Source organism: Streptomyces sp. NPDC045998, assembly GCF_056430285.1.
On the sequence record NZ_JBWKLJ010000006.1, the window covers coordinates 127,577 to 151,401 of the forward strand.

Below are 23,825 nucleotides of genomic sequence, written 5' to 3' on the forward strand. Positions count from 1 at the left end.
CCGGTCGGCACCGGAAACCCGGGAGTCGTCCGCAACGTCGGGAGGAACGCCAGGAGGTACGTCATGGCAGCGTCCGATCAGATCAGCGCGGAACTGTGGGACGAGTTCCACACCGTCGTCAACATGACCTCGCGCGAGCTGCAGGAGTGGCTGAACGTCGCATCGGCCGGCGAGGAGACCGAAGTCGTGCCCGACCAGTCGGGGAAGACCATGGGTCGGCGGGTCCTGGAGATCCTCGGCAAGCGGCGTACCGACCTGACCGAGGACGACGTCGAGGTCATGCGGCGGGTCTGCGAGATCGTCCGCTCCCAGCGCGGCCCGGACATGGAGCCCACGGCCGGCGGCGAGGGATGGCGCCACGGCCTGATGGACATCGGCCACGACCCGCTGAAGCCCGTGTAGCGCCCCACCCCCGCCCTGCTTCACACCGGCGCCCGCGGGTCCTCCGGCGGCGTACGAGGAGGTGCCCTTGCGTCTTCACCACAGCCGGCCCACCGACCCCGGCTACACCCGCGTCCGCCGCGGGCGCGGTTTCCGTTACCTCGACGCGCACGGCGCCCCGCTGCGCGACCCCGCCGAACTGGCCCGGATCAAAGCGCTCGTCATCCCGCCCGCCTGGCGGGACGTGTGGATCTGCGCCCGCCCCAACGGCCACCTCCAGGCCGTCGGCACCGACGCCGCGGGTCGCCGCCAGTACCTGTACCACCCCCGGTTCCGTGCCGAGCAGGAGCAGGCCAAACACGAACACGTCCTCGACGTGGCCGAGGCCCTGCCCGCCGTACGCGAGGCCGTCGAGGGCCACCTGGGGGACCGCGGGCTCACCCGGCGGCGGGTCCTTGCCACCGCCGTCCGCCTGCTCGACCTCGGCTTCTTCCGCATCGGCAGCGACCGCTACGTCGAACTCAACAACAGCTACGGCCTGACCACCCTGCTGCGTGAGCACTCCCGCTGCCAGAGCGGCGCGGTCGTCTTCACCTACCCCGGCAAACACGGCCGCGAGCTCATCCAGACCGTCGCCGACCCCGCCACCTGCCGCAGCCTGACCGCCCTGATGCGGCGGCGCGGCGGCGGCGACCGGCTCTTCGCCTACTGGGAACGCCCCGCCTGGCGCGAGGTGACCGGCGCCGACGTCAACGCCTACCTGAGGGAACTGGCCGGCCTGGAGATCACCGCCAAGGACTTCCGCACCTGGCACGCCACCGTCATGGCCGCCATCGCGCTCGCCGTCTCCCAGTCCGTCGCCCGCAGCGAGACCGCCCGCCGCCGCGCCATCGCCCGCGCGGCGCGCGAGGTCTCCGCGTACCTCGGCAACACCCCCGCCGTCTGCCGCGCCTCCTACATCAACCCGCGCGTGATCGAGCTGTACGAGGAGGGGATCACGGTCGCGGCGGCGCTGCCGCACCTCGGCGACGAGACCACGTACGGCATCCCCGCCACCCAGGGCCCCGCCGAGCGGGCCGTCCTGCGGATGCTGCGGACCGGGCAGGCGCCGCCGGCCTGATCACGGCCGGAGCGGCCCACCAGGGCTCACGGCCGGGGCGGCCCACCAGGGCTCACGGCCGGGGCGGCCCAGCGCCGGGCCGGCTCACGGCCAGGACGGCTCCTTGCGCGGCACCACCACCAGCTCGGAGACGGCACTCGTCTCCGGCACCGACAGCGCGTACAGCACCGTGTCCGCCACGATGTCCGGGCTCTGGAGCAGCGACACGTCCGCGTCCCGGAAGCGCTCCAGGATGAACTGCGTCTCCATGCCGCCCGCGATGATCCCGGTGATCCCGATGCCCGGGCAGTCCCGCTGGGCCTCCTTGAACAGGGTGTGCGTGAACGCCCGCAGCCCCGTCTTCGCCGCCGAGTACGGGCCCGCCTCCGTCCAGGTGCGGTTCGACGCCGTCGACAGGATGTTGACGATGTGGCCGCCGCCCCGGGCGACCATGCGGCGGTAGGTCTCCAGGCACAGGTACATCGGGCCCAGCAGGTTGGTGGTCACCACCCGGGTCACCTCGTCGGCCGTCAGGTGCTCGATCGGCTTGGAGACGTCCACGGCGGCGTTGTTCACCAGCACGTCGACCCGGCCGCCGCCCGCCTCCAGCTCCGCGAACACCTCCGCGACCGCCCGCGCGTCGCGTACGTCCAGCTCCACGAACCGGGCGGCGTCCCCCAGCTCCTCGCACAGCTCGCGGGCCTGCTCCTTGCGGACGTCCGCGATCAGGACGGACGCGCCCGCCCCCGCCAGCTTCCGGGTGATCGCGGCTCCCAGCCCCCGCGCGCCGCCCGTCACCAGCGCCTGCTTGCCCCGAAGGTCGACCCTGCTCATGTCCGTGCCTCCTCCTGCCGAGTCCTGCTCCCTCCACTGTGGCCTGTGCCACTACGCTCGGCATGCCGGACGGTCACTGTGAGCAAGCACACCAGAAGTGCCGTAAGCCCAGGTCAGCGCCTATATCGACGGGCGCTGACGCCCCCGGGGTCGCCGCGAGGCCCCCTCGTCCCACCAGCACTTCTGCCACCATGGTCAACGCTGTGGAACCGCCTCCGACGAGGTGCGCAGCAGCAGACAGATCCGGTGGACCGGCCGTGCAGAGCAGCACGCGTCGTTCTCTTCCGCCGATTCCGCCATCCGAGTCCACCGGCTCGTCACCGAGTAGCCCTCCTGTGCCTTCTTCCTCCGCGCCTTCTTCCTCCACGCCTTCGGCCGCCCCCGCCGACCGTTCCCCCTGGCGTTCGCTCAGGTACCGCAGCATGCGCTGGTGGTCCGTGGCGAACTTCGTCTCGAACGCCGGTACGTGGATGCAGCTCACCGTCCAGAACCTGCTGGTCCTCCAGATCACCGGCTCCGCCGCCGCGACGGGCCTCTCCCTCTCCGTCCAGGCCGCGCCCGGCCTGCTCATGAGCCTCGCCGGCGGCGCCGCCGTCGACCGCTGGCCCCGGAAGCTGACCGCCGCCGTCAGCCAGGGCCTGCTGGGCGCGGTCGCGTTCGTGACGGCGTTCCTCGTCGCGTTCGACCAGCTCAACGTGGGCGTCCTGATGGCTCTGGCCGCCGTGACCGGCCTCATCGCCACCGTCGACGGCCCCGCGTGCTCCCTGCTCGGCAACGATCTCGTCCGCCCGGAGGACGTCCCCTCGGCGATCGGCGTCGGCTCCCTCGTCCACAACGCGGGCCGCCTCGCGGGCGCGGGTCTCGCGGGCCTCGCCGTCGGCGTCTTCGGCACGGCCGCCGCGTACGCCGCGAACGGCGTGTCCTTCCTCTTCGTCGCCGCGGTCATCCCCTTCCTGCGGCCGGTCAAGGCCACGCCCGCCGCCGCGACGCCGGCCGTCCGCGAACCGCGCGACGACATGACGGCACGCGAGGGCCTCGCCTTCTTCGCGCGCCGCCCGCGGCTGGTCGCCCTCGCCGGCATCAGCGGCATCAGCGCGATCTTCGGCCGCAACTACGGCCTCACCCTCGCCGTCCTGGTCACCGGCCCGCTCGCCGGCGGGGCTGGGGCCTTCGGCACGGTCTCCACGGTCCTGGCCGTCGGCGGCATCGTCGGCGCGGTCCTCGGCGCGCGGCTGCGCAAGCCGTCGGTGCGCCTCGTCGGCCTCATGGCCACGGCGGGCGCCCTCCTCCAGGTCCTGGCCGGGCTCTCGCCCTCCCTCGCCGTCCTCCTGGTGCTCGTCCTGCCGATGGCCGTCGTCGAGTCGATCTCCGACACCGCCGGTACGACCGTCCTCCAGACCGACCCGCCCGCCCACATGCGGGGCCGCGTGCTCGGCGTCTGGAACAGCATCCGCACCGTGTGGTCCCTCCTCGCCCCGCCGGCCCTCGGCCTCCTCATGGAGCTCGCCGGCGCCCGCGGCGCCCTGGTGACGGGCGGCCTCCTCATCACGGCGGCCATCGCCGCGGGCCACTTCCTGCACCGCCGCCGCACACCCACGCCGGTACTGGTCCACACGGAGACCCTCACGTCCCGCCCGGCCCTGGGCACGGCGGCGTAGCGACGCGCGTACGCGGCCGCCGAGGCGGCCGACCTCGCGTCAGCGACAGGTGCGGCGGCCTCGCAGCCTGGAGCAGCGGGGGCACGGATCGTTCCCCGGCCAACCCGCGTCGTTGAGCCGCGTGCCATCCGGCCGACAGGCCGGACCACCGCCGGAGAGGTCGCACCTCATGCGGGAGACGATGCTCGCCACACTGCTGGCCCTGGCGATGCCCGCCATCCCACTGGCAACGCCCGGGCCGGTCGGCGCCGAGATGACACACTCGCCCGCCGCCGCCCTCCAGGCCGCCGTGGACCTGACCTACACCGAACCCGTCAGGGACGGGCAGCGCATCACCTGGGAATGAACGGCGGCCCATCACGGCGATACCGCGGCCGCCGACGTCGTCATCACCCACCGGGTCACGCCCGCCGTACCCGTGACACTCACCTCGCCCTGCGAGGGCCCTGCGGAGCAGATCACCTGCGCCGTCGGCGAGTTGGGTGCCGGCGAGGAGTTGACACCCAGGCCCTCCTCCGCCTCGCCCGGCACCGTATCAGCGTGCTCTTCGCGATGCTCAGAGACGTAACCTTCTACGAACCAGACTCCCAGGCGACGGCTGCATGAACGAGCCCGCGGGCAGGTCGATGCAGATCAACACCTTGTGTCGGCTGTCCACGCCGAGATCTCCGCGGCCCCCCGCCGGACAGCGTCTTCCTGGTCCCGGGCGAGCTCCCCGCAGGCCGCGGCGACGTCCAGCACACCGTCCGATTCCACGAGCGCGTCATACACCCCGGTCTGCAGCCAGTCAGCTTGGTTGCCGTCAGCCTCAACAACCGCGAGAGCGATGAGCCTCACGGCGGCCACCGTGCCCACTCGGGCCAGAGCCTCCGCCGTCTGTCGGGTCACCGCCGTGTCCTCGACGTCCAGCAGCAGCTTCACCAGCGCTTCCGCAGCCTCGGGAACATCAGCGAAAGAAGCAAGGTCCTGCCCAGCACGAACGCGTTGAGTCCACGAAGGAGACGACGCTTCAGCCAAGGCCCTGGGGCCGTTCAGGGCGGTCATGGCTCCCGGTCGGCGGAATGTTGGGCGACCGTGATGCTGGCGAGGGTGCGCTGGAGCCGACGGGCCGCTTCTTCGGCTTCCGTGTACTGCTGGAGGGTCGGCCGGACGGCACCAAAGGTGGAGCCGTCGTCGGCAGGAAGGGCGCGCCAGTGTAGGACGGGCGTGAATGCCGTGGCGGCTGCGCCGATGAACCAGGCCAGGCGTCCGTGGACGTGGGCGAGGGCGATGGCCAGGGCGGCGAGCGCTTCCCGGAGGCGTTCCAGCCGGTCCACCGCGGGAAGGCCCTCTTGGAACTGCGAAGTGCCGATGGCTGCTTGTAGGTCGGCGGCGGCCTTCGCGGCGATGTGCTGGTCAGCGAGGGAAACGACCCACGCTCCGTCGCGGATCAGCCGTTCGGCTTCCTCCGCCAGGTCCTCAATAGCCGTCCGCATGTCCACGCCCGCACCCTAGTTCATCAGCGAGATGGGCGGCCAACGCGACTGGACGGTGACCGGCGCCGACGGGGCGGAGCAGGCAAGCCGCCTCTACGGAGCCGACCGGCGCCCTTCCGTCCGAGACCAGATCGCCGCGTCCGTCGCGGAAGTACGACGCGGTGAAGCAGTTGGCTTTCGGGCGATCTGGATGGCATGCGGATCAACAAGCCGGGCCGGATGGGGAAACGCAATCCGGTCAGCAGTCCAGCAGACGGCCGTCGGCGGCGTGGCATCCTTCTGTTCCAGTCCGCGGAGCGACTTGACACCGAAGGTGCATGATCAGCCGAGCACCGAGCTCGCGGCGAACAGGTGGGAAGAGGCTCCGTGTCTCACGTGGTGAGTTCGGCCATCCGAGGCTGATCACGCCCAAGAAATGATTATGCCGCTGCAAGGGCGTCAGCCGATCATGTGGGTATGACCGATCAGCTGGCGATCAGCACCTTGACTTTGCAGCACAGGATCCCGGACGGCTGGGCGGCGGACCCTTGGGCCGAGGTGCGCCCCCTGATCGACGGCGTAGACGTCCTGAAGGGAGTCCACCCAGATGGGTTGGCGCTCAGCTGCCGACACTGGACAGGTCCTGCCGAGAGCTGGCCGCTGGCGGTCACGCAGGAGCCGCGCAGGGTCATGATCACCGAGCCGACCTGCACCGCTGGTTGCTGCGGTGCCCTGTACGTCACCATGCGCCACGAGGGCGATCGGGTGATCTGGGACGCCTGGGAGAACACCAGCAACGTCACTGCCGTGCCCGCGGACATCTGCTTCGATGCTGCTCAGTACGAAGCCGAACTCGCGCGGGCCGCAGCGGACCGCAGTTGGGAAGAGCCGGTGGACACCGTCGCCCGGCTGCTCCGGGAGACCCTTGTGGACAGCGGCTGGTTCGAGCGGTGGGGCTGCGTCCTCACGGATGTCTGGCCACGACGCGAGGAGCCCGACGTCCCCGAGGAACTCACCAGCCCCGAGGGCGTCGATGTCGTGTTCCAGCAGGTCCAGGCAGCGGGGGTGCCTACACGTTCCTACCAGTACGAGCTGCTCACCACCCGCGACCAGCCCGTGGAGGAGCAAGTGCGGCGGCTCGCGGCCCGCATTCTGGAGGACGATCCGCGGAAGGCCGCTGAGCTTTGATAACGCTGGGGACCAGGTTCAGGAACGGCTGAGCTGAGGGTCTCACATGGTGAGTTGGGCGGACGGGACGTGAACCTCGGCAGCAACGGAGCGGTCAGCTCCCCCAGCTCGTCTGGAACCAGCCGACGCGACAGGTCAACCTGCACGATTCTGCATCGTGCCGCAGCGCCGAAGCGCCACGTGAGACAACCTCTTCGCCAGTTCGGCGTCGTTTTGTGGTCACCGTGTGCTGGGCAGGTCGGCTGAACACCTTGCCGGTTAGCGGGGATTCCGCGCGAACTCATTTCATGTCGAACTGTGTTGATAACGCGGACATTTGCGGTCTTTCGTTGCGGTCAGCGGACCGCTGGATCGCAGGGGTCTCCCGTCGAAGTGTTCTGTTGCGGCTGCCCCGGTGGCATCGCGTCCCTCTGGGTGGCAATGCCTACCCATTTCACCGGGTGAAATGGGGGGCGCTAGTCGGATTATCTTCTAAGTTTCCCTTTCGCGCGTCCACACCTCGCGTCCTGTGAGGGTTCTTGATTGACGTGAACATGTATCGGGCACCACATTCGCAAGCCGGATTGCAAAAGCAGCCGGGATTTGTGCGAGGTAACACACCGCCCTGGAAGGGGAATTCCCCGCGCCATTCCCGGTTTCTCTGTGCTCGCGTCCGGTGTCACCCGTCCATGCGCCTGACCGTGCCATCGAGCACGCTTCCTTTCAGGCGGGCAAAGAGGAGGAGAATCGTGTTCTCCAACACGCTCGACACATTCGTCCGGTCCGTGGTCCACGGCAAGGAAATCATGATCATCCACCGGGTGACCGGCGGATACCTGACGCAAAACGGTGACCTGCAGATCGAGTCGGACGAAATCACCAAGATCCCCAACAAGCGGCACCTGTGGGTCGTGCACCTGGTGGGCTACCGCAAGAACAACACGGTGTTCACCTTCGAGAACAAGAGCAGCGGCCAGATGCTGTCCGTCGACCCCAAGGACCCCCGTGGCGGGATGACCTACACCCCGTTTCAGGAGCCCGGGTCACAGGGCTACGACCCCAAAATCGCCGAGCGGCAGCAGTTCTTCGTCCTGCCGCTGTGCAGCGGCGGCTACTCGCTGGTGCCGGTGAAGTATCCCGCGTACTGCCTGCAGCCCAAGGACAACCACCCCGGCCCCGGCTGCGACCGGCCGGCTCCCCACTACGGCAACGACGCCAGCCTGGACTGCGCGCACGACTTCGTCCTGCCCCCGAACAAGCCCCCGCGCAAGGACCCCACCGATGTCGATCTCGACAACCCCGACGGCGGTTCCGGCGGCGGCAACGCCGACTGACGGCAGCCGAAGGCGCGGTCTGCCTCGAGCGCGCCGAACTCGGCCTGGGATACACCGACGAGTGACCGACAACAGACAAGGGCCGGAACCAGGTCTAGTGGTTCCGGCCCCGGCCAGCATAAGGGACGTCACAGCAGCAGAATCACGGTCGGCGCAACCCGTTCAGGATGCCCGTGATCGGTGTCGTACGGGACCGACTGCGTTGTGACGCTGCAACTCCGGGGTGCGGGCGTCGAGTTTGGCATCATGCGGATGTCCACGAGCTCCGCGCGGACATTTCTGACGCGTCTCCGCAAGAGCACCGCAGCGCTGGCCGGCGTCGTCGGAACCCTGTTCACGCTGACGGCCACTCCCGCGCACGCGGCGACCTACTACACATTCAAGAACGCGCACAGCGGCAAGTGCCTCGAAATCGCCGACTGGAGCAGGCAGAGAAGCGCCGTCGCCCAGCAGTGGGGCGGGACGGGGTGGTCCGGGAAGATCGAGTACCTCCAGAACCACCACAGTGGCAAGTGCCTGGAGATGCCCGGCTGGAGCACGGCCAATGGAACGGACGCCACGCAGTGGGGGTGCCACTACGGCGGCAGCCAGCTGTGGAACCAGCTGCCGTAACCCGTGAAGCGGCACGCCACCGACGGCGGAGTGCGCCGTCGGTGGCGAGGCCCTGGCGCGGTGGCGCCGTCCCCTACCCGAGGGCGAGCATCGCCTCGGTCACCTCGTCGACCGCCGCGTCGGGGATCGCCGTGGCGGCGTCGTCGAGGACGAGCAGCCGTGCCCCGGGGATCTCGCGTGCGATCGCCTCGCCGTTGCCGACCGGGAAGAACCGGTTGCGGCGGCCGTGGACGACCAGCGTGGGAACCTCGATCGCGGGCAGGCGCTCGCGCCAGCGGGGTGCGCAGTCGAGCCTGGCGAACACCATGCCCAGCTGGTTGGCCATGTGGACCGGGGGTGCGGCGCCGGGTGTGCGGTCCCAGACGCGTGCGGCGACCGCGCGTGCGGCGGCGGGGTCGTCGCCGAGGATCTCCGCGCCGGCGGCGGCGAACTCCGCGACCGCCTCGCGGTCGGTCCAGTCGGGCGTCGGACGTGCGAACAGCCGGCGCATCGCCACCTGGTCGTGGTCGGGGAGGTCGCCGTCGGGCGGGCCGGGCGCCACCGCGCGGGTGCCGACCAGGGTGAGCGCCGAGAAGGCGCCCGGATGGTCGAGCGCGGCCACCTGGGCGACCATCCCGCCGACGCCGATCCCCGCGAGGTGCGCGGGCCGCCCGCCGAGCGCGTCGGCGAGGGCGGCCGCGTCGGCGGCGAGGTCACGCAGGGTGTAGCCGGGCGCCTCCGGGTTCGCCGTGGTGGACTCCCCGCTGTCCCGCAGGTCGTAGCGCACCACACGGCGTCCGCCGGCGGCGAGGCGCTCGCACAACGCGTCGGGCCAGGAGAGCATCGTCGTCCCGCCCACGAGCAGGACGAGTGGCGCGTCGTCGTCACCGAACGACTCGACGCCCAAGGCGATGTCATGGACGTGGACGGTGGTCATCGGATCACGCTCCGATGCCGGCGGTGAGGCGAGTAGTCATGTCAGGGCAGACCCGATCCGCCGCCCGAACTCATCGCTCCGAGGCGGTGCATCAAGGCGTGCGAGAGCGAGCGGCGGCAGGGCGGGCGCTACAGTGCGCGCCGTGGACATACCCGACTGGCTCCTGTGGACCCTCGTTGGCCTGGCCGTCCTGCAGGCGCTCGCCCTCGTGCCCATCGTCCGCCGGATGGGCGGCACCGACCCCGCGGTGCGCTCCACGGCGCGTTACGACCTGCTGGAGACCGTCGGCAGCCTGCTCCTCTTCGGCGGCCTCCTGCTGAGCGCCGTGGTCACGGAAACTGGTTCTGGCTCGTCCCCGTCGGCTTCGCGCTCGTGACCGCCGTCTACGCCGTGAAGGGCGTCCACAAGCTCCGCGCCCGCCGTCGCCCCACGGTCTGACGCGTGCGGGGGCGGGACCCGGACGGGCCCCGCCCCCGCACGCCCGTCACCGGCCCGGGGGCCGGATCGGCGTCGCCGCTTCGGCCGCGCGGCGGGCCAGCAGTGTCGTCGAGCGGCCGTCGAGGTACGGCAGGACCACCGCCTGGCCGCCCCAGGTGCGGAGGGTGTCCGCTTCCGGGAGGTCCTCGGCGGAGTAGTCGCCGCCCTTGACCCAGACGTCCGGGCGGAGCCGGCTCAGCAGCTCGACGGGGGTGTCGCCGTCGAAGACCGCGACCGCGTCGACGCTGCCGAGCCCGGCCAGGACGCGGACGCGGTCCGCGAGGGGGTTCAGCGGGCGGCCGGGGCCCTTCAAGCGGGCGACGGACTCGTCGGAGTTGACGCACACGATGAGGCAGTCGCCGATGCCGCGCGCGCTCTCCAGCAGCCCGACGTGCCCCGCGTGGAGCAGGTCGAAGCAGCCGCCGGTGGCGACGACCGTGCCGCCCTGCGCGCGGACGCGCTCGGCCAGCGTGAAGGCGTCGGTCTCGGGCAGCTCACGGGCGTGGGCCGGCGGCGGCGTACGCCACAGGGCGGGGTTGCCCGCGCCGCCCGCCGCGACGAACGCCGCGGCCTCGGCGACCGCCTGCTGGATGGCCTCCTCGGGCAGGGCCCCGTCGGCGAGCGCCGCGGCCGTCGCGGCGGCGAAGCAGTCGCCCGCGCCGCACGCGTCGCCCTCCGCGCGGTACGGCGCCGGGACCAGCATCGGCGTACCGGCGCCCGGCCGGGTCAGCAGGACGCCGCGGTCGCCGAGGGTCACGGCGACCGTGGCCACGCGCCACCGCTCGGCGAGATCGGCGCCGCGCTCGGCGTAGGCGCGCAGGGAGTCGCCGTCGCCGCGGCACAGGGCGCGGGCCTCGGCGGCGTTCGGCGTGACGATGCGGGAGCCGGGCACCGGTGCGTCGCCCTTGAGGTGCGGATCCCAGACCACCGGCACCTTGGGGGCGACGGCGGCGAGGTGCTCGCGTACCGCGCTCGCGGTGTGGCGCCCGTAGTCCGCGACGAGCACGGCCTGCGCGTCCGCGAGGGTCTGGCGCACGGCACCGTCGGGTTCGCCGGGATCGCCGCCGCCGCGGTCGATGCGTACGAGGGGCCGGCCACTGGCGAGCACCCGCGTCTTGACGGGCAGGGTGCCGTTCAGCGGCAGCTCCACGACGCGGACCTTGCCGCGCAGGGAGCGGCGTACGGCTTCGCTGGCGGGGTCGTCGCCGAGCGCGGTCACCAGCACCACGTCACGGCCGCCCCGGGTGGCGAGCGCCGCCGCGAGGCCCGCGCCACCTGGGCGGCGCTGATCTCCGGTGACGTCCACGACCGGCGCCGGGGCGTCCGGCGCGAGCCGGCTGGCGACGCCTTCGATGTCCTCGTCGAGGAGTACGTCGCCGACGACGACGAGGGGCTTGCGTCCGGTCACTCCGGTCATGACATCCTCCGATGGGCCGCGACGGGCGCCGCCGCGCCCGCCGCCCGCGAGGGCCGCCCGGCGGCCTCGGCCACCGGTGCGACCGCCGCGTCGAAGCACTCGCACAGCAGGTGTACGGCGAGCAGATGGGCCTCCTGGACGGTCGCCGTGGAGTCGGCGTCGACGCTGAGCGCCTCGTCGGCCGCCTCGGCGAGCGGATTGGGCCCGGGCCCGGTCAGGGCCCACACCCGCAGCCCGGCCGCCCGGCCGGTGACGGCCGCCGCGATCAGGTTGGCGCTGCGGCCGGAGGTGGAGAGCAGGACCAGGACGTCTCCGGGCCGGCCGTGGGCCGCGACCTGGCGGGCGTACACCTGGTCGAAGCCGTAGTCGTTGCCGATCGCGGTGACGCTGGAGGTCTCGGCGTGCAGCGAGATCGCCGAGTAGGCGGGCCGCTCCTGCTGGTAGCGGCCGACCAGTTCGGCGGTGAGGTGCTGGGCCTGTGCGGCGCTGCCGCCGTTGCCCGCGGCGAGCAGCCGGCCGCCCACGGGCAGCACGGCGGCGAGTTCGCCGCCCCACTGAACGATCCGGTCCAGGTTCTGCCGGCGGAAGCGGCCGAGCGCGTCCTGCAGCGACTGGCAGTGGCGCCGCGCGGCCTCGAGGGCGAGAGAAGCGAGGGGATCTGTCGGACCTGTCATGGGCTTTCGGGCGTACCGCGTCCGGGTGGACGACGGCCGGTCCCGCACCTCCTTCGAAGGATCACCAGCGGGCAGGGAGACTCAGGCCACCTCCGTCACGGCGTTCCGCGCGGCGAGCACCGCGCCGTACACCGCCTCCGTGGCCGTCGCGACGCGCGCCCAGCCGTACCGGCTCAGCACCCGCCGCCGCCCGGCCTCGCCGCACGCGGCACGCCGTTCGGGGTCGGCGAGAAGGTCGGCGACCGCGGCGGCCAGCGCCTCGGGGTCGCGGGGCGGGACGAGCCGGCCGGTCGCCGGGTCGGCCACGGTGTCGAGCTGGCCGCCCACGGCGCTGGCCACGACGGGCCGACCGCAGGCCATGGCCTCCAGCGGCACGATGCCGAACGGCTCGTAGTCCGCCGGGCACAGCACCACGTCGGCGCTGCGCAGCAGCGGCGGTACGTCCTCGCTGCCCACGCCGCCGGTGAAGCGGACGCGGTCGGCGACGCCGACGTCCCGGGCCAGCTCGCGCAGCCGGCGTACCTCCGGGTCCTGGTCGATCAGGTGCGGAGCCGGGCCGCCGACGATGACGAGCTCCGCGTCGGGCAGCCGGCCGAGCGCCTCGACCGAGACGGCAGCGCCCTTGCGGGGAACCAGCCGGCCCAGCTGGAGCAGCCGGTACCGCACGGCCGGGTTCCGCTCGGCGACCGGCCCGTCGGGGCGGAACTGGTCGGTGTCGACGCCGCACGGCACGACCGCGACCTTGTCCGGGGGGATGAGCATCCGCGCCAGTTCGAGGACCTCGTCGTGGCAGGTGGCGATCACCCGGTCGGAGCCCATGCCGACCTCGCGCTCGCACGCGACGCGCTGCGGCGGGCTGGTGTCGGCGTCCCTCTGGTGCCGCCGCTTCACCGTGCCGAGCGCGTGGTACGTGTGCAGCAGCGGCACCCGCAGCCCGCGGACCGCCTGGAGGGAGGCGACGCCCGACATCCAGAAGTGCGAGTGCACCACATCGGGCGGCCGGCCCCGCCACTCGCGGGCCATGTAGCGGCCGAACGCGGGCATGTGGGGCGGCAGTTCGTCCTTGGGGATCGGCTCCGGGGGGCCGGCGGGAACATGGCGCACCTCCACACCGGGGCGCAGCGGCACCCGGTCGGGCAGATCGGCGGCGTCGCGCCGCGTGAAGACGGTGACACGGTGGCCGCGGTCCGCCAGGGCGCCCGCCAGGCGCGCGACGTGCACGTTCTGGCCGCCCGCGTCGACGCCGCCGAGCGCGGCCAGGGGACTGGCGTGCTCGGAGACGAGCGCGATGGAGAGGGTCCCCGGCCCGGTTCCGTCCAGGGTGCCGTCGCCGCCCAGCGGTGCCGATGTGGATGCCGATGTCATGAGCGCACCTCCGTCATCACGCGCGTCATCACGCGCTCCCAGTCGTCCAGGAAGCGCTTGAGTCCGTACCGTTCGAGCGCCGCCTGCCGCGCCCGCGCCCCGTCCTCGGCCGCCGCCTCCGGCTCGTGCAGATAGCGGCGGGCCGCCTCGGCCAGCACCTCGGGCCGGGTGGAGAGCGTCCCGGCGCCGGCCGGCACGGCCTCGATGGCCTCGGTGGTGGCCAGGGCCACCACCGGCATGCCCAGGTGCATGGCCTCCAGCAGCGACAGCCCCAGCGACGTCCAGCGCACCGGGTGCAGGTACAGCCGGCGCTCGGCCATCGCCGCGTGCAGCTCGCGCTGCGGCAGGTCGGCGGTGCGGCACCGCTCCTCGGGCAGGCCCAGGTGGGCGGCGAGCCCCTCGGTGCGCATCCCGAAGACGTCCAGCGGCGCCGCCTCGGACAGCGCCGGCAGCAGGTCCGTACCGGTGTAACGGCCGCGCCGTACCGGTTCGTTGACGACGACGGCGGCCCGTGCGACCCGGCCGGTGTACAGGTGGCCGGGGTCGACGATCCCGTGCTCGATCACCTCGGTGCGGGTCGAGCCGTTGTCCCAGAACAGCCGGTTGAAGTGGGTGACGTGGACCAGCGTCAGGTCGTCGCGGTCGGCGAAGGGGTGCCGGGTCTCCGGCACGTTCCCGTCCGGCGCGTTGTGCTCCAGGTAGACGGCCGGTACGTCACGCCCCGGCCGCCGCCCGCCGAGCCACCGCTCGGCGAGGGCGGGTTCGTGGGGCCGCTGGAGGACCACCAGGTCGACCGGCGCCTCGCGCAGCTCCTCGGGCGTGACCTCCCGTACGGAGTCGGGCCAGGCGAAGGTACGCGCCCGGCCGAGCCCGTCCGCGTCGCGGCCGGGGGTCACGGGGACCAGGTAGGTGTGGGGCCCCTGGACGAACGCCGTCGTCCAGGAACCGTGCACGTGCCACAGCAGGATGTTCATGCCGTCCCTCCTGCCGTCACCGGGACGGGCGCCGGGAGGCGTCGTCGGAGAAGAAGGCGCCGCGCCGGACCGCGTACGGCCCGATGGCGAGCAGGTCGACGGGGGAGGAGCCGAAGCACTCCAGCGCGTCGCGCGGGTCGTCGACCATCGGTCGTCCGGCCGTGTTGAGGCTCGTGTTGACGACCACGGGCAGCCCGGTGAGCCGCTCGAACTCGCCCAGCATCCGCGCCACCAGCGGCTCGGCCTGCCGGTCCACGGTCTGGATCCGCGCCGTGCCGTCCACGTGCACCACCGCCGGGATGCGGTCGCGCCACTCGGGCGCCACGTCGTGCACGAAGAGCATGTACGGGCTCGGCAGGACGCCGTCGAAGATCTCGGCGGCCCGGTCGGCGAGCACCATCGGCGCCACCGGCCGGAACTGCTCGCGCCCCTTGACGTCGTTGAGCCGCTCCAGGTTGCCCGCGTGCCCCGGGTGCGCCAGCAGCGACCGGTGGCCCAGCGCCCGCGGCCCGTACTCCGAACGCCCCTGGAACCAGGCGACGATCTGGTTGTCCGCCAGCGCTTCCGCCACGGCCTGCGCGATGTCCGCCGGCCGGTCGAACGGCACCGCGGCCGTCTTCAGCCAGGCGCCCAGCTCCGCGTCCGACCACTCCCGCCCCAGGTCGGCGCCGGGCATCGGCGCGGGGTCGTCCCCGCCGCCCGCGGCCAGCAGCAGCGCGCCGCCCAGCGCGGTGCCCGCGTCACCGGCCGCGGGCTGCACCCACACCCGGTCGAAGGGGCCCTCGCGGGCTATGCGGGAGTTGGCCACGCAGTTGAGGGCCACCCCCCCGGCGAGCGTCAGCACCCGGTCGTGGGTCTGGCCGTGCAGCCAGCGCACCAGGTCCAGCAGCGTCTCCTCCAGCACGGCCTGCGCGCTGGCGGCGATGTCCGCGTGGTCCTGCGTCCACGCCTCGTCGGGCCGGCGGCGCGGGCACAGCTCCGCCCACGGCACCCCGGTCGCGTGGAACCCGCCGTCGCCGGTGGGGTACACGTACCGGCGCAGCTCGGGCAGCATCCGGGGCCTGCCGTGCGAGGCGAGCGCCATCACCTTGAACTCGTCCGAGGAGCGCAGGAATCCGAGGTGCTCGGTGAGCTCCTCGTACACCAGGCCCAGCGAGTGCGGCAGGTCCTGCGCGTACAGCGCCTCCAGCCGGTCGTGGACGCGGCGCGCCGCGAGGTGCGAGGCCCGCTCGCCGCGGCCGTCGAGGACCAGCACCGAGGACATGTCGGCGCCCTCGGCGGCGAACGCGCCGGAGGCGGCGTGCGCCATGTGGTGCGGCACGAACCGCACGGCGGCCGGGTCCAGGCCCGGCAGCGCGGCCTTCAGGAAGCCGGGCGCCTCACGGGCGTAGGTGATCCGCAGGTGGTCCCACGGGTCGTCCAGTCCCATCTCGGCGGTCGGGCGGGCGAGTTCGGGGTCGAAGGAGTACGCGACGGCGTCCAGGTCCTTCGGGCGCAGCCCGGCCCGCTCCAGACACCAGGCGGCGGCCTTCTCGGGCAGTTCCCACGCGGAGAACGGCACCGGGCGCTTGCCGTGCTTGCGCCGGGAGAACCGCTCCTCCTCGGCGGCGGCGACGGTCCGTCCGTCGATGACCAGCGCGGCGGCGGGATCGTGGAAGAGGGCGTTGATTCCGAGAATGCGCATGGCGTCCCTGGCCTTTCGGCGAGTCGGGGTGCGATTCGGGGGTGCGAATCGGGGGTGGGGTGGGGCGTTCGCGTTCGCGTGGGGCCCGCGGCCGGTCAGGCGCGGGTGACCTCCTGGGCGCGGAACCAGTCGATGGTGCGCCGCAGCCCCTCCTCGGCGCCGACGCGCGGCTCCCACTGGAGCTTGTCGCGGGCGAGCGTGATGTCCGGGCAGCGCACCGCCGGGTCGTCCGTCGGCCGCTCGATGAACCGGATCTCTGACGTCGAACCGGCCAACTCGATGACGAGCCGTGCCAGTTCCAGCATGGTGATCTCGTCCGGGTTGCCGATGTTCACCGGCCCCCGCAGCCCGTGGGCGGCCGCCGCGAGGATGCCGCCCACGGTGTCGTCGACGTAGCACAGGGACCGGGTCTGGCGGCCGTCGCCGGTGACGGTGAGCGGCTCCCCGGCCAGCGCCTGCCGTACGAAGGTGGGCACGGCCCGCCCGTCGTGGCCGCGCATCCCCGGGCCGTAGGTGTTGAACAGCCGCACGATGCCGGTGTCCGTGCCGAGCGCCTCCGCGTGGGCGGTGGTCAGCGCCTCGGAGAACCGCTTGGCCTCGTCGTACACGCTGCGCGGCCCCACCGGGTTCACGTTGCCCCAGTACCGCTCGTTCTGCGGGTGCTGCTGCGGATCGCCGTACACCTCCGACGTGGAGGCGAAGAGGAACCGGGCGCCGGCGCGGTGGGCGAGGGCCAGCGCGTGACGGGTGCCGAGGCTGCCGGCCTCCAGCGTGTGCAGCGGGAGGCGCAGGTAGTCGGCGGGGGACGCCGGGGAGGCGAAGTGGAGCACCAGGTCGGGGGCGCGCGGGACGGTGAACGGCTCGGCGACGTTCGCCTCCACCACGGTGAAGCCGGGGCGGCCGCGCAGCTCGGCTATGTTCTCCGGCCGCCCGGTGCTGAAGTCGTCGACGCAGGTGACGGCCGTGCCCGAGTCCAGCAGGGCGGCGCACAGGTGCGAGCCGACGAAGCCGGCGCCGCCGGTGACGACGGCGTGCTCCCAGCTGCGGGAAAAGGCGCTGCGTGAGGAAGCGGTGTTCATGCGATCTCCTCCGTGCGTGCGGACCGAGGACGACGACGTACCGGTCCCCCCTGCGTCTGCGACCAGGCTCGGCCGAACGGGGGCGCGCGGCGCGGTGGTATAGGCCGTCCGAGTGGTTCACGGAGCGTGAAAACGATGCCCTCACGCCGCTGAACACCGTGCTGACCAGCGGGTTTCGGAACTCCTCAGGGCGCGACGGTCTCGGTGGTCAGCAGCTCCGCCAGGGCGGGCAGCCCACCCTCGGCGAGCACCCGCCGCTGCTGGTCCGCCGGGGTGCCCTGCTGCAGCAGCCGGTGCACGAGCGCGGCCACCTCGCGGGTGTCACCGGCCTCGGCCAGCGCGGGCGCCAGCGTGTCCAGCAGCCGGGCGAGGACGTCGCCCGCCCTGCGGGCCGTGCCCTCGGGGTCGACCAGCAGCCCGCTCAGCCCGTGCCGCGCCGCGTGCCAGTTCGCCGCCTGGAGCAGCTCGGGCGCGATCTCCGGCACCGGCTCGCCCGCCTTCTCGTCCCGGATGGCCGTGGAGATCAGGGCGCGTACGAGACCGGCGAACATCACCGCCGAGTCCACCCGCAGCTGCACGTCCGCGCAGCGGACCTCGACCGTCGGGTACTTGTCGGACAGCCGGGCCTGCCAGTAGAGCTGGCCGGTGTCGGTGATGACCCCGGAGTCCAGCAGGGCGCGCACCCGCCGCTCGTGGTCGGCGAGGTCGGCGAAGCGGGGCGGCGGCCCGCCCACCTGCCAACGGCCGAAGATCACGGTGCGCCAGCTGGCGAACCCGGTGTCCCGCCCGTCCCACAGGGGGGAGTTGGCCGACATGGCCACCAGCACCGGCAGCCACACCCGGATCCGGTTCAGGACGGCCACGCCCATCTCCCGGTCGGGCACCGCCGCGTGCACGTGCATGCCGTTGACCAGCTGTTCGGCCACGAGCTGCGGCGCCTGGGAGCGCATCGCGAGGTAACGGGCCTTCTCGGTCACCGGGACCGGCGCCGTCTCACGGAAGGGCGCGGTGCCGCAGGCCGCGATCCGGCAGCCGTTCTTCTCCGCCGCCGAACCGAGCGCGTGCCGCAGCCGCAGCAGATGGCCGCCCACCTCCTCCAGGTCCGTACAGACCGGGGTGGCGACCTCCACCTGCGCCTGGAGCAGCTCCGACTGCACCTCCTGGTCGTCCAGGATCGGCTCCAGGCCGGCCGCGGCCCGCACCTGCTCCCCGCGGGGCACCGGCAGGCAGGTGACCGGGTCGACCAGCAGGTACTCCTCCTCGACCCCAATGGTGATCATGGCGGGCCGGGTACCCGCCTCCTCAGCCGACATAACGCCGCGCCGTCGACTCGCGCTGGGCCTCGGTCAGCGCCCCCAGCCGCGCCTCCACCGGCGGCGGCACCACCCGCCGCTCCCGCAGCACCCACGGCAGCCCCGCCAGCGCCAGGCCGAACGCCCGCAGCGACGCCCGGTCGCGCGGCACGGTCCGGGCCAGGTCCAGCGTCCTGCGCAGCGCGGGCCCCACCGGGCGCCGCAGCCAGCAGAACCACAGCGTGTTGCGCAGCCCGTGCACGCGCCGCAGCGTCGCGTCACGGGCGCGCGACGGAGCGTGATGCACCGTCAGGTCGGACACGTACGCGAGCCACCAGCCACGCGTGGCGAGGTCCGTGGCGAGCAGCTCCTCCTCGCCGCCCAGCCACAGCCGCTCGTGGAACCCGCCCGCCTCCAGGAACGCGTCCCGGCGCAGCACGGTCGCCGCCGCCAGGAACGAGCCCAGCGCCGGGCCGGGCAGCCAGTCCGGCCCCCGCACCGGCGAGTCCCGCAGCTCGGCCACGATCGGGTCCTCCCGGCCGTCCGGCGCGACCAGGATCCGCGCGGTGACCGCCACCAGCCGCTCGTGCCGGTCCAGCAGGTCGGCGGCGCGGCCCAGCGACCCCGGCTCCCACCACGAGTCGTCGTCGCAGAAGGCGATGTACGGCGTACGGGCCCGGCGCACCGCGAGGTTGCGGCCGACGGCGCCGAGGTTGCGGCCCGGGGTCAGCAGCGTGACGTCCGGGTGGAGGCGCCGGACCGCCTCGGCGGTGCCGTCCGTGGAGGCGTTGTCGGTGACGATGACCGGCGGGTTCTCCGGCAGCCGCGCCAGCTTGCCGAGGGTGCGCAGCAGCTCCTCGCGCCGGTTGTGGGTGATGACGACGACGGTCGTGCGGGCATCGCTCACGCCACGGCTCCTTCCAGTTCCAGGCGGCGGGCCGCCGCCTCCACGGCCGCCGGCAGCGGCCTGCGGGCCCGCAGCGCCGCCGGGAGCCGCTCCAGCAGCTCCCGCAGCGCCGCCCGGGCCTGCGGGTCGCGCCGGGCGTCGGCGGCCAGGTCGCGGGTGTGCCGCAGCGCCACCGGCAGCGGGCGGCGCAGCCAGGCGGTCAGCACGGCGTTGCGCAGCTGCCGCGCCGGGCGCCCGGCCCGTACGCCGCCGGTCGGCATGTGCACGGCGACCACGTCGGGGCAGTGGCACACGCCCCAGCCGCGCGCCGCCAGGTCGTAGGCGAGGCAGGTCTCCTCGCCGCCGAAGAACAGGACCGGGTGGTAGCCGCCCGCCTCCAGGTACGCCGTGCGCCGGGCCACCGCCGCGCAGGCCAGGAAGCCCAGCACCTGCGGGCCCGGCAGACCGGGGACCCGGCCGAGCGGGGACGCGGCCAGCATCCCGTTGAGCGGGTCCGGGTCGCCGTCCGGCCCCACCGCGATCCGGGCCGCGATCAGCCCGAGCCGGGGGTGCTCGTCGAGCAGGTCGGCGGCGCGGGTGAGGGCGCCCGGCTCCCACCACGAGTCGTCGTCGCTGAACGCCACGTACGGCGTCCGCGCGTGCCGTACACCCAGGGTGCGGCCGACCGCGCCGAGGTTGCGGCCGGGGGTCAGCAGCGTGACGTCCGGGTACAGCCGCCGGACCGCCTCGGGGGTGCCGTCCGCGGAGGCGTGGTCGACCACGATCACCGGCGGCTGCTCGGGCAGCGCCACCAGTCGTTCCAGGGTGCGCAGCAGCTGCTCCCGGCGGTCCCGGGTGATCACGACGACGCTGATACGGGTCACGGGCGGGACACCTCCGGATGGTCGGAGAGGGCCTTGAGGACGTCGGCCGGACGGATGAGCAGCAGCTGCGGGTCCGGCTCGCGCCCATGGGGATCGCCGGGCGGACCCGGGTGCCACAGCGCCACGTGCCGCGTACCCTCGGGCGGACCCCACAATCCAGGCGATACCGGGCCGAAAAGGGTGACGGAGGGTGTCCCGTACGCCACCGCCAGATGCGCGATGCCGGTGTCCCCGCTCACCACGGCGCGCGCCCCCGCGACCAGCGCCGCGAGCCGCCCGTACGGCAGCCCGCCCCGGAACACCTCCAGGCCGGGGACGGCGATCCGGTCCAGCAGCGCGTCCTCGCCCGGGCCGCCCGTCAGGGCCACCCGGTGCCCCTGGTCCAGCAGGGCGCGGACCACCGCCGCATAGCGGTCCGGGGGCCAGCGGCGGGCCGGCGAGTCGGCGCCCGGGTGGACGACGACCGCGCCCGGGGCGGGGGAGCGGCCCGGTGGCGGCGGGAGAAGCAGGTCGCCGGGGTCGGCGGGGATGCCGTACCACTGCAGCAGGCGGCACCAGCGGCTGCGTTCGTGCTCGTCGGCGGTCCACTCCGGGCCCGCGATCTCCGGCGTGCCCGGATGGGCGAACGCCAGCAGTCGCCCCGGGCGCAGCCTGCGCAGCAGCAGATGGCTGGACGGGCCCTTGCCGTGCAGGTCCACGGCCACCTCGGGCGGCGGGCCCGGCCAGTCCAGGCGTACCGGCACCGCGCGGCCCGGCGCGGAGGCGGGCAGCAGCGAGTCCACCGCCCCCGTCGCGGCGGCGACCTCCGCGAGCTGCGCCGGGGCGGCCAGCACCGTCTCGTGCCCCGGGAACGCGCGCCGCAGCGCCCGCAGCGCGGGCACACCCGTCAGCAGGTCGCCCAGCCCGAGCGCCCGCAGCACGAGCACCCGGGGCGCCGGGCGGCTCACTCGTCCGCCTCCAGCAGCTTCTCCACGGCGGCGACCACGTCCTCCGCGGTGACCTCGTTCAGACACGGATGGCCCGGCACCGGGCACTCCCGCGCCCTGCTGTCCGCGCACGGCGCCCGCTGGTCGCCCAGCAGCACGTGCGGCACCCCGTAGGGGCCCCACCGCTCCGCGGGCACCACCGGCGAGAACAACGACACCACCGGCGTACCGACGGCCGCCGCCAGATGCGCCGGACCGGTGTTGCCCGTCACCACCGCCCCCGCGCCCGCCAGCACCGCCGCGAGCTCCGGCGGCCGTGTCCGGCCGCCCACGTCCAGCCCGTGCCTCCCCGCCACCAGCGCGGTCAGCTCCCGCTCGTCGGGCCCGCCGGTGACCACCACCCGGTGTCCGGCGGCCGCCAGCAGCCGTACCGCCTGCGCGCAGCGGGCCGGACTCCACCGGCGGGCCGCGACGCTCGCGCCCGGATGGACCACCACGTACGGCCCCGGCCCGGTCAGCTCGGGCGCACCGCCGGCCGCGTAGTGGACCCGCAGCCGCCCGTCGTCGCCCGGGGGGCGCGGGAAACCGGCCGCCTCGGCCAGGTCCAGGGCCGCCTCCGCCTCATGGGCGTGCGGCGCCCGCCGGTGGCGCACGTCCAGCAGCGAGCCGGGGAAGTCCACGCTGTCGGCAGCGAGGTGCCGTACGCCCGCCATCCGCAGCAGCAGCGCGGCCGGCAGCGGGCTCTGGTGGTACGAGGTGAGGATCAGCGCCCGGTCCACGCGGGCCGCGGCGATCCGGTTCACCAGCCGGTCGACGTCCGCCCGGTCCACGGGCGGCGGCGTGAACCCCACCCAGGGCGCGTCCCAGACCAGCACCTCGTCCACGCCCGGCAGCATCCGCGCGGCCGGTGCGCCGCGCGGCCCGCACAGCATCGCCACCCGGTCGGCGCCGTGCGCGACCGCGCGCACGGCGGGCCCGGCGAGGACGACGTCCCCGAAGCTGTCCAGCCGGACGACGAGAGCCCTCATGACGGCCTCCTCAGGTGGTTCCCCAGCACGTACCGCACCGCGCTCAGCAGGTCCGGGCAGACGCACGGCGCGGCCGCCACCTCCTCGGGCAGCGTCCGCGCCGTCGGCACCAGCACCCCCGCCGCCCCGGCCGCCCGCGCGGCACCCATGTCCGCGCCGATGTCGCCGATCACCACGCAGTCGGCGGCCCGGACGCCCAGCCGCCGCGCCGCCTCGACCACCAGGCCGGGCGCCGGCTTGCGGCAGCCGCAGCCGTCCTCGGGCGCGTGCGGGCAGTGCACCCAGGCGTCCAGCGGGCCGAGCAGCGCGTCGATCCGGGCGTTGACGTCCCGTACGGCCGCCTCGGTCAGCAGGCCGCGCCCGATGCCGGACTGGTTGGACACCACCCCGACCGGCACGCCCCGGTCGCGCAGCATCCGCAGCGCCTCCCGGGCACCCGGCATGGGCCGCACGCGCTCCGGATCGCCGTTGTAGGGCACGTCCACCACCAGCGTGTCGTCGCGGTCGAACAGCACGGCGGCCGGGAGCGGCCCCGGGCGGTTCACAGGGTGCCGTCCCAGCCCCCGGCCCCCCGGTGGCGCACCGCGCCGCTCAGCCGGTGCCAGGTCGCGACCGCCGGGATCACCGCGCTGGTCACGGTCATCGTCAGGATCTCGTCGGCCGTGCGCGGCCCCGGCGCGATCCGCGCCCGCGCGAACTCCGCCGTGCCCAGCAGCCAGCCCGCCGCCGTCAGCGCGGCGGCGCGCCGCCGCCCGGCCGCCGCCAGCACGAGCGCGCCGAGCCCGGCGGCCGTGACCGCCGCATGGCGCCGGATCCGCCCGCGCGGCGCCGACGCCCGCTCCCACCAGCCGGGCCCGTGCAGCCGCGCCATCAGCGCGTCGTCGGCGTTGCCCCGCTGCACCCGCACCGACACCCACCGGTCGGCGGGCCGCACCGGGTGCTCGGTGCGCCGCTCGCCGCGCCGGATCAGCCAGCCCGCGTCGAGGATCCGCAGCGCCAGGTCCGCGTCCTCGCGGAAGGCGCGCGGGAAGCGCTCGTCGAAACCGCCGACGGCCTTGAGCGCCTCCGTGCGGTACGCCATGTCGGCGGTCGCCCACAGCGCGTCGCGCAGGCCCGCCGTGTTGCGCTCCCAGTCGGTGGGGCGGCGGCCCGCGGGCAGCGGCACCTCCAGCACGCCCTGGACGCCACCGGTGTCAGGGGAGGCCTCCGCCAGGTCGCGGGCCAGCTGCTCGCGCCAGTACGCGCTCACCCGTACGTCGTCGTCGAGGAGGACCGTCCACGGCTCGTCCACCACGCGGATCCCGGTGTTGCGCGCGGCGGCCGGGCCGCGGCCGCCGCTGCGCAGCACGATCGCGCGGTCCGCGAGCGGGCCCAGCGCGCCGAGCGGCAGCTCGTCGCCGCCCGGCGCGGGGCGGTCGTCGACGAGCACGACCTGGCTCGGCTCGGGGCCCGCGCTCGCGGCGAGCGCGGCGAGGCAGTCGGCGAGGCAGGGCCGCCCGATGGTGGGGACGACCACGGCGTACGAGGCGAGCGGGGGAATCATGCGTCTGCGCCTCCAGTTCCGGGTGATCGGTTCCGTAGCGACGTACGGAATGCCCACCTTCCCTCACTTTATGCACATACAGGGCGCGTCGCAGGGGGCAGGGCTCGGCCGGCCCGCGCTCCGGCTCACTCGCCCAGCCCG

25 protein-coding genes are annotated in these 23,825 nt (G+C 74.0%); 8 read left to right on the plus strand and 17 right to left on the minus strand.

What is annotated here, in order from left to right:
• Nucleotides 1-63: 63 nt before the first annotated feature.
• Together AC07FJ_RS19240 and AC07FJ_RS19245 are read left to right on the plus strand one after the other, a co-directional pair.
• On the plus strand, nucleotides 64-402 hold the full coding sequence (locus tag AC07FJ_RS19240; protein ID WP_479050394.1) for a DUF3140 domain-containing protein: 339 nt from the start codon (nucleotides 64-66) through the stop codon (nucleotides 400-402).
• A 67-nt stretch (nucleotides 403-469) separates the two neighbouring features.
• Nucleotides 470-1,501 carry a DNA topoisomerase IB gene (locus AC07FJ_RS19245; protein ID WP_479050396.1) on the plus strand — a complete coding sequence of 344 codons (1,032 nt, stop codon included), beginning with the start codon at nucleotides 470-472 and terminating at the stop codon, nucleotides 1,499-1,501.
• 84 nt (nucleotides 1,502-1,585) lie between these two features.
• Here the strand turns inward: AC07FJ_RS19245 and AC07FJ_RS19250 are convergent, their stop codons facing one another.
• Nucleotides 1,586-2,314: an SDR family oxidoreductase gene (locus AC07FJ_RS19250; RefSeq protein ID WP_479050398.1), complete on the minus strand. Its 729-nt coding sequence runs from the start codon at nucleotides 2,312-2,314 to the stop codon at nucleotides 1,586-1,588.
• A gap of 191 nt (nucleotides 2,315-2,505) precedes the next feature.
• On the opposite strand from AC07FJ_RS19250, the gene AC07FJ_RS19255 reads away from it, so the two are divergent.
• The gene (locus tag AC07FJ_RS19255) at nucleotides 2,506-3,972 is read left to right on the plus strand and encodes an MFS transporter (RefSeq protein WP_479050400.1); all 1,467 of its coding nucleotides are present in this window, start codon (nucleotides 2,506-2,508) and stop codon (nucleotides 3,970-3,972) included.
• A 169-nt stretch (nucleotides 3,973-4,141) separates the two neighbouring features.
• Nucleotides 4,142-4,318 (plus strand): hypothetical protein, encoded by a 177-nt coding sequence (locus tag AC07FJ_RS19260; protein WP_479050402.1) that lies wholly within the window; start codon nucleotides 4,142-4,144, stop codon nucleotides 4,316-4,318.
• A gap of 287 nt (nucleotides 4,319-4,605) precedes the next feature.
• On the opposite strand, the gene AC07FJ_RS19265 is transcribed toward AC07FJ_RS19260, so the two are convergent.
• Nucleotides 4,606-5,016: a HEAT repeat domain-containing protein gene (locus tag AC07FJ_RS19265; RefSeq protein ID WP_479050404.1), complete on the minus strand. Its 411-nt coding sequence runs from the start codon at nucleotides 5,014-5,016 to the stop codon at nucleotides 4,606-4,608.
• Nucleotides 5,013-5,447, minus strand: coding sequence for a glutamate synthase central domain-containing protein (locus AC07FJ_RS19270; protein ID WP_479050850.1), 435 nt, complete (start codon nucleotides 5,445-5,447; stop codon nucleotides 5,013-5,015). The genes AC07FJ_RS19265 and AC07FJ_RS19270 overlap by 4 nt, the downstream gene beginning before the upstream one ends.
• Before the next feature lie 456 nt (nucleotides 5,448-5,903).
• Here AC07FJ_RS19270 and AC07FJ_RS19275 point away from each other — a divergent pair, with 456 nt between their 5' ends.
• From AC07FJ_RS19275 to AC07FJ_RS19285, 3 genes are all read left to right on the plus strand, one after another.
• Nucleotides 5,904-6,614, plus strand: a complete 711-nt coding sequence (locus AC07FJ_RS19275; protein WP_479050405.1) for a hypothetical protein — start codon at nucleotides 5,904-5,906, stop codon at nucleotides 6,612-6,614.
• Between the two features lie 728 nt (nucleotides 6,615-7,342).
• Nucleotides 7,343-7,927 (plus strand): hypothetical protein, encoded by a 585-nt coding sequence (locus tag AC07FJ_RS19280; RefSeq protein WP_479050407.1) that lies wholly within the window; start codon nucleotides 7,343-7,345, stop codon nucleotides 7,925-7,927.
• A 252-nt stretch (nucleotides 7,928-8,179) separates the two neighbouring features.
• Nucleotides 8,180-8,539 carry an RICIN domain-containing protein gene (locus tag AC07FJ_RS19285; RefSeq protein WP_479050408.1) on the plus strand — a complete coding sequence of 120 codons (360 nt, stop codon included), beginning with the start codon at nucleotides 8,180-8,182 and terminating at the stop codon, nucleotides 8,537-8,539.
• Nucleotides 8,540-8,612: 73 nt separating this feature from the next.
• Here AC07FJ_RS19285 and AC07FJ_RS19290 read toward each other — a convergent pair whose 3' ends face one another.
• Nucleotides 8,613-9,455, minus strand: coding sequence for an alpha/beta fold hydrolase (locus tag AC07FJ_RS19290; protein ID WP_479050410.1), 843 nt, complete (start codon nucleotides 9,453-9,455; stop codon nucleotides 8,613-8,615).
• 142 nt (nucleotides 9,456-9,597) lie between these two features.
• Here AC07FJ_RS19290 and AC07FJ_RS19295 point away from each other — a divergent pair, with 142 nt between their 5' ends.
• The gene (locus AC07FJ_RS19295) at nucleotides 9,598-9,831 is read left to right on the plus strand and encodes a hypothetical protein (RefSeq protein WP_479050412.1); all 234 of its coding nucleotides are present in this window, start codon (nucleotides 9,598-9,600) and stop codon (nucleotides 9,829-9,831) included.
• 108 nt (nucleotides 9,832-9,939) lie between these two features.
• On the opposite strand, the gene rfaE2 is transcribed toward AC07FJ_RS19295, so the two are convergent.
• From rfaE2 to AC07FJ_RS19360, 13 genes are all read right to left on the minus strand, one after another.
• Nucleotides 9,940-11,340, minus strand: coding sequence for a D-glycero-beta-D-manno-heptose 1-phosphate adenylyltransferase (gene rfaE2, locus AC07FJ_RS19300; RefSeq protein WP_479050851.1), 1,401 nt, complete (start codon nucleotides 11,338-11,340; stop codon nucleotides 9,940-9,942).
• Between the two features lie 5 nt (nucleotides 11,341-11,345).
• Entirely contained in the window at nucleotides 11,346-12,023 is a 678-nt protein-coding gene (locus tag AC07FJ_RS19305; RefSeq protein WP_479050414.1) for a D-sedoheptulose-7-phosphate isomerase, read from the minus strand.
• 81 nt (nucleotides 12,024-12,104) lie between these two features.
• The gene (locus AC07FJ_RS19310; RefSeq protein WP_479050415.1) at nucleotides 12,105-13,388 is read right to left on the minus strand and encodes a glycosyltransferase; all 1,284 of its coding nucleotides are present in this window, start codon (nucleotides 13,386-13,388) and stop codon (nucleotides 12,105-12,107) included.
• Nucleotides 13,385-14,362, minus strand: a complete 978-nt coding sequence (locus AC07FJ_RS19315) for a glycosyltransferase (protein WP_479050417.1) — start codon at nucleotides 14,360-14,362, stop codon at nucleotides 13,385-13,387. The genes AC07FJ_RS19310 and AC07FJ_RS19315 overlap by 4 nt, the downstream gene beginning before the upstream one ends.
• A gap of 16 nt (nucleotides 14,363-14,378) precedes the next feature.
• On the minus strand, nucleotides 14,379-16,046 hold the full coding sequence (locus AC07FJ_RS19320; protein ID WP_479050419.1) for a carbamoyltransferase family protein: 1,668 nt from the start codon (nucleotides 16,044-16,046) through the stop codon (nucleotides 14,379-14,381).
• 95 nt (nucleotides 16,047-16,141) lie between these two features.
• The gene (locus tag AC07FJ_RS19325; RefSeq protein WP_479050420.1) at nucleotides 16,142-17,125 is read right to left on the minus strand and encodes an NAD-dependent epimerase/dehydratase family protein; all 984 of its coding nucleotides are present in this window, start codon (nucleotides 17,123-17,125) and stop codon (nucleotides 16,142-16,144) included.
• A 185-nt stretch (nucleotides 17,126-17,310) separates the two neighbouring features.
• Nucleotides 17,311-18,405 (minus strand): carboxylate-amine ligase, encoded by a 1,095-nt coding sequence (locus tag AC07FJ_RS19330; RefSeq protein ID WP_479050422.1) that lies wholly within the window; start codon nucleotides 18,403-18,405, stop codon nucleotides 17,311-17,313.
• 22 nt (nucleotides 18,406-18,427) lie between these two features.
• Nucleotides 18,428-19,324 (minus strand): glycosyltransferase family 2 protein, encoded by an 897-nt coding sequence (locus AC07FJ_RS19335; protein WP_479050424.1) that lies wholly within the window; start codon nucleotides 19,322-19,324, stop codon nucleotides 18,428-18,430.
• Nucleotides 19,321-20,187 carry a glycosyltransferase family 2 protein gene (locus AC07FJ_RS19340; protein ID WP_479050426.1) on the minus strand — a complete coding sequence of 289 codons (867 nt, stop codon included), beginning with the start codon at nucleotides 20,185-20,187 and terminating at the stop codon, nucleotides 19,321-19,323. Before AC07FJ_RS19340 ends, AC07FJ_RS19335 begins: the two co-directional genes overlap by 4 nt.
• Nucleotides 20,184-21,134 (minus strand): glycosyltransferase family 9 protein, encoded by a 951-nt coding sequence (locus AC07FJ_RS19345; RefSeq protein WP_479050427.1) that lies wholly within the window; start codon nucleotides 21,132-21,134, stop codon nucleotides 20,184-20,186. The genes AC07FJ_RS19340 and AC07FJ_RS19345 overlap by 4 nt, the downstream gene beginning before the upstream one ends.
• Nucleotides 21,131-22,141 (minus strand): glycosyltransferase family 9 protein, encoded by a 1,011-nt coding sequence (locus tag AC07FJ_RS19350; protein ID WP_479050429.1) that lies wholly within the window; start codon nucleotides 22,139-22,141, stop codon nucleotides 21,131-21,133. The genes AC07FJ_RS19345 and AC07FJ_RS19350 overlap by 4 nt, the downstream gene beginning before the upstream one ends.
• Entirely contained in the window at nucleotides 22,138-22,686 is a 549-nt protein-coding gene (locus tag AC07FJ_RS19355) for a D-glycero-alpha-D-manno-heptose-1,7-bisphosphate 7-phosphatase (RefSeq protein WP_361423565.1), read from the minus strand. Before AC07FJ_RS19355 ends, AC07FJ_RS19350 begins: the two co-directional genes overlap by 4 nt.
• Nucleotides 22,683-23,684, minus strand: coding sequence for a glycosyltransferase family 2 protein (locus tag AC07FJ_RS19360; RefSeq protein WP_361423568.1), 1,002 nt, complete (start codon nucleotides 23,682-23,684; stop codon nucleotides 22,683-22,685). The genes AC07FJ_RS19355 and AC07FJ_RS19360 overlap by 4 nt, the downstream gene beginning before the upstream one ends.
• Nucleotides 23,685-23,825 lie beyond the last annotated feature (141 nt).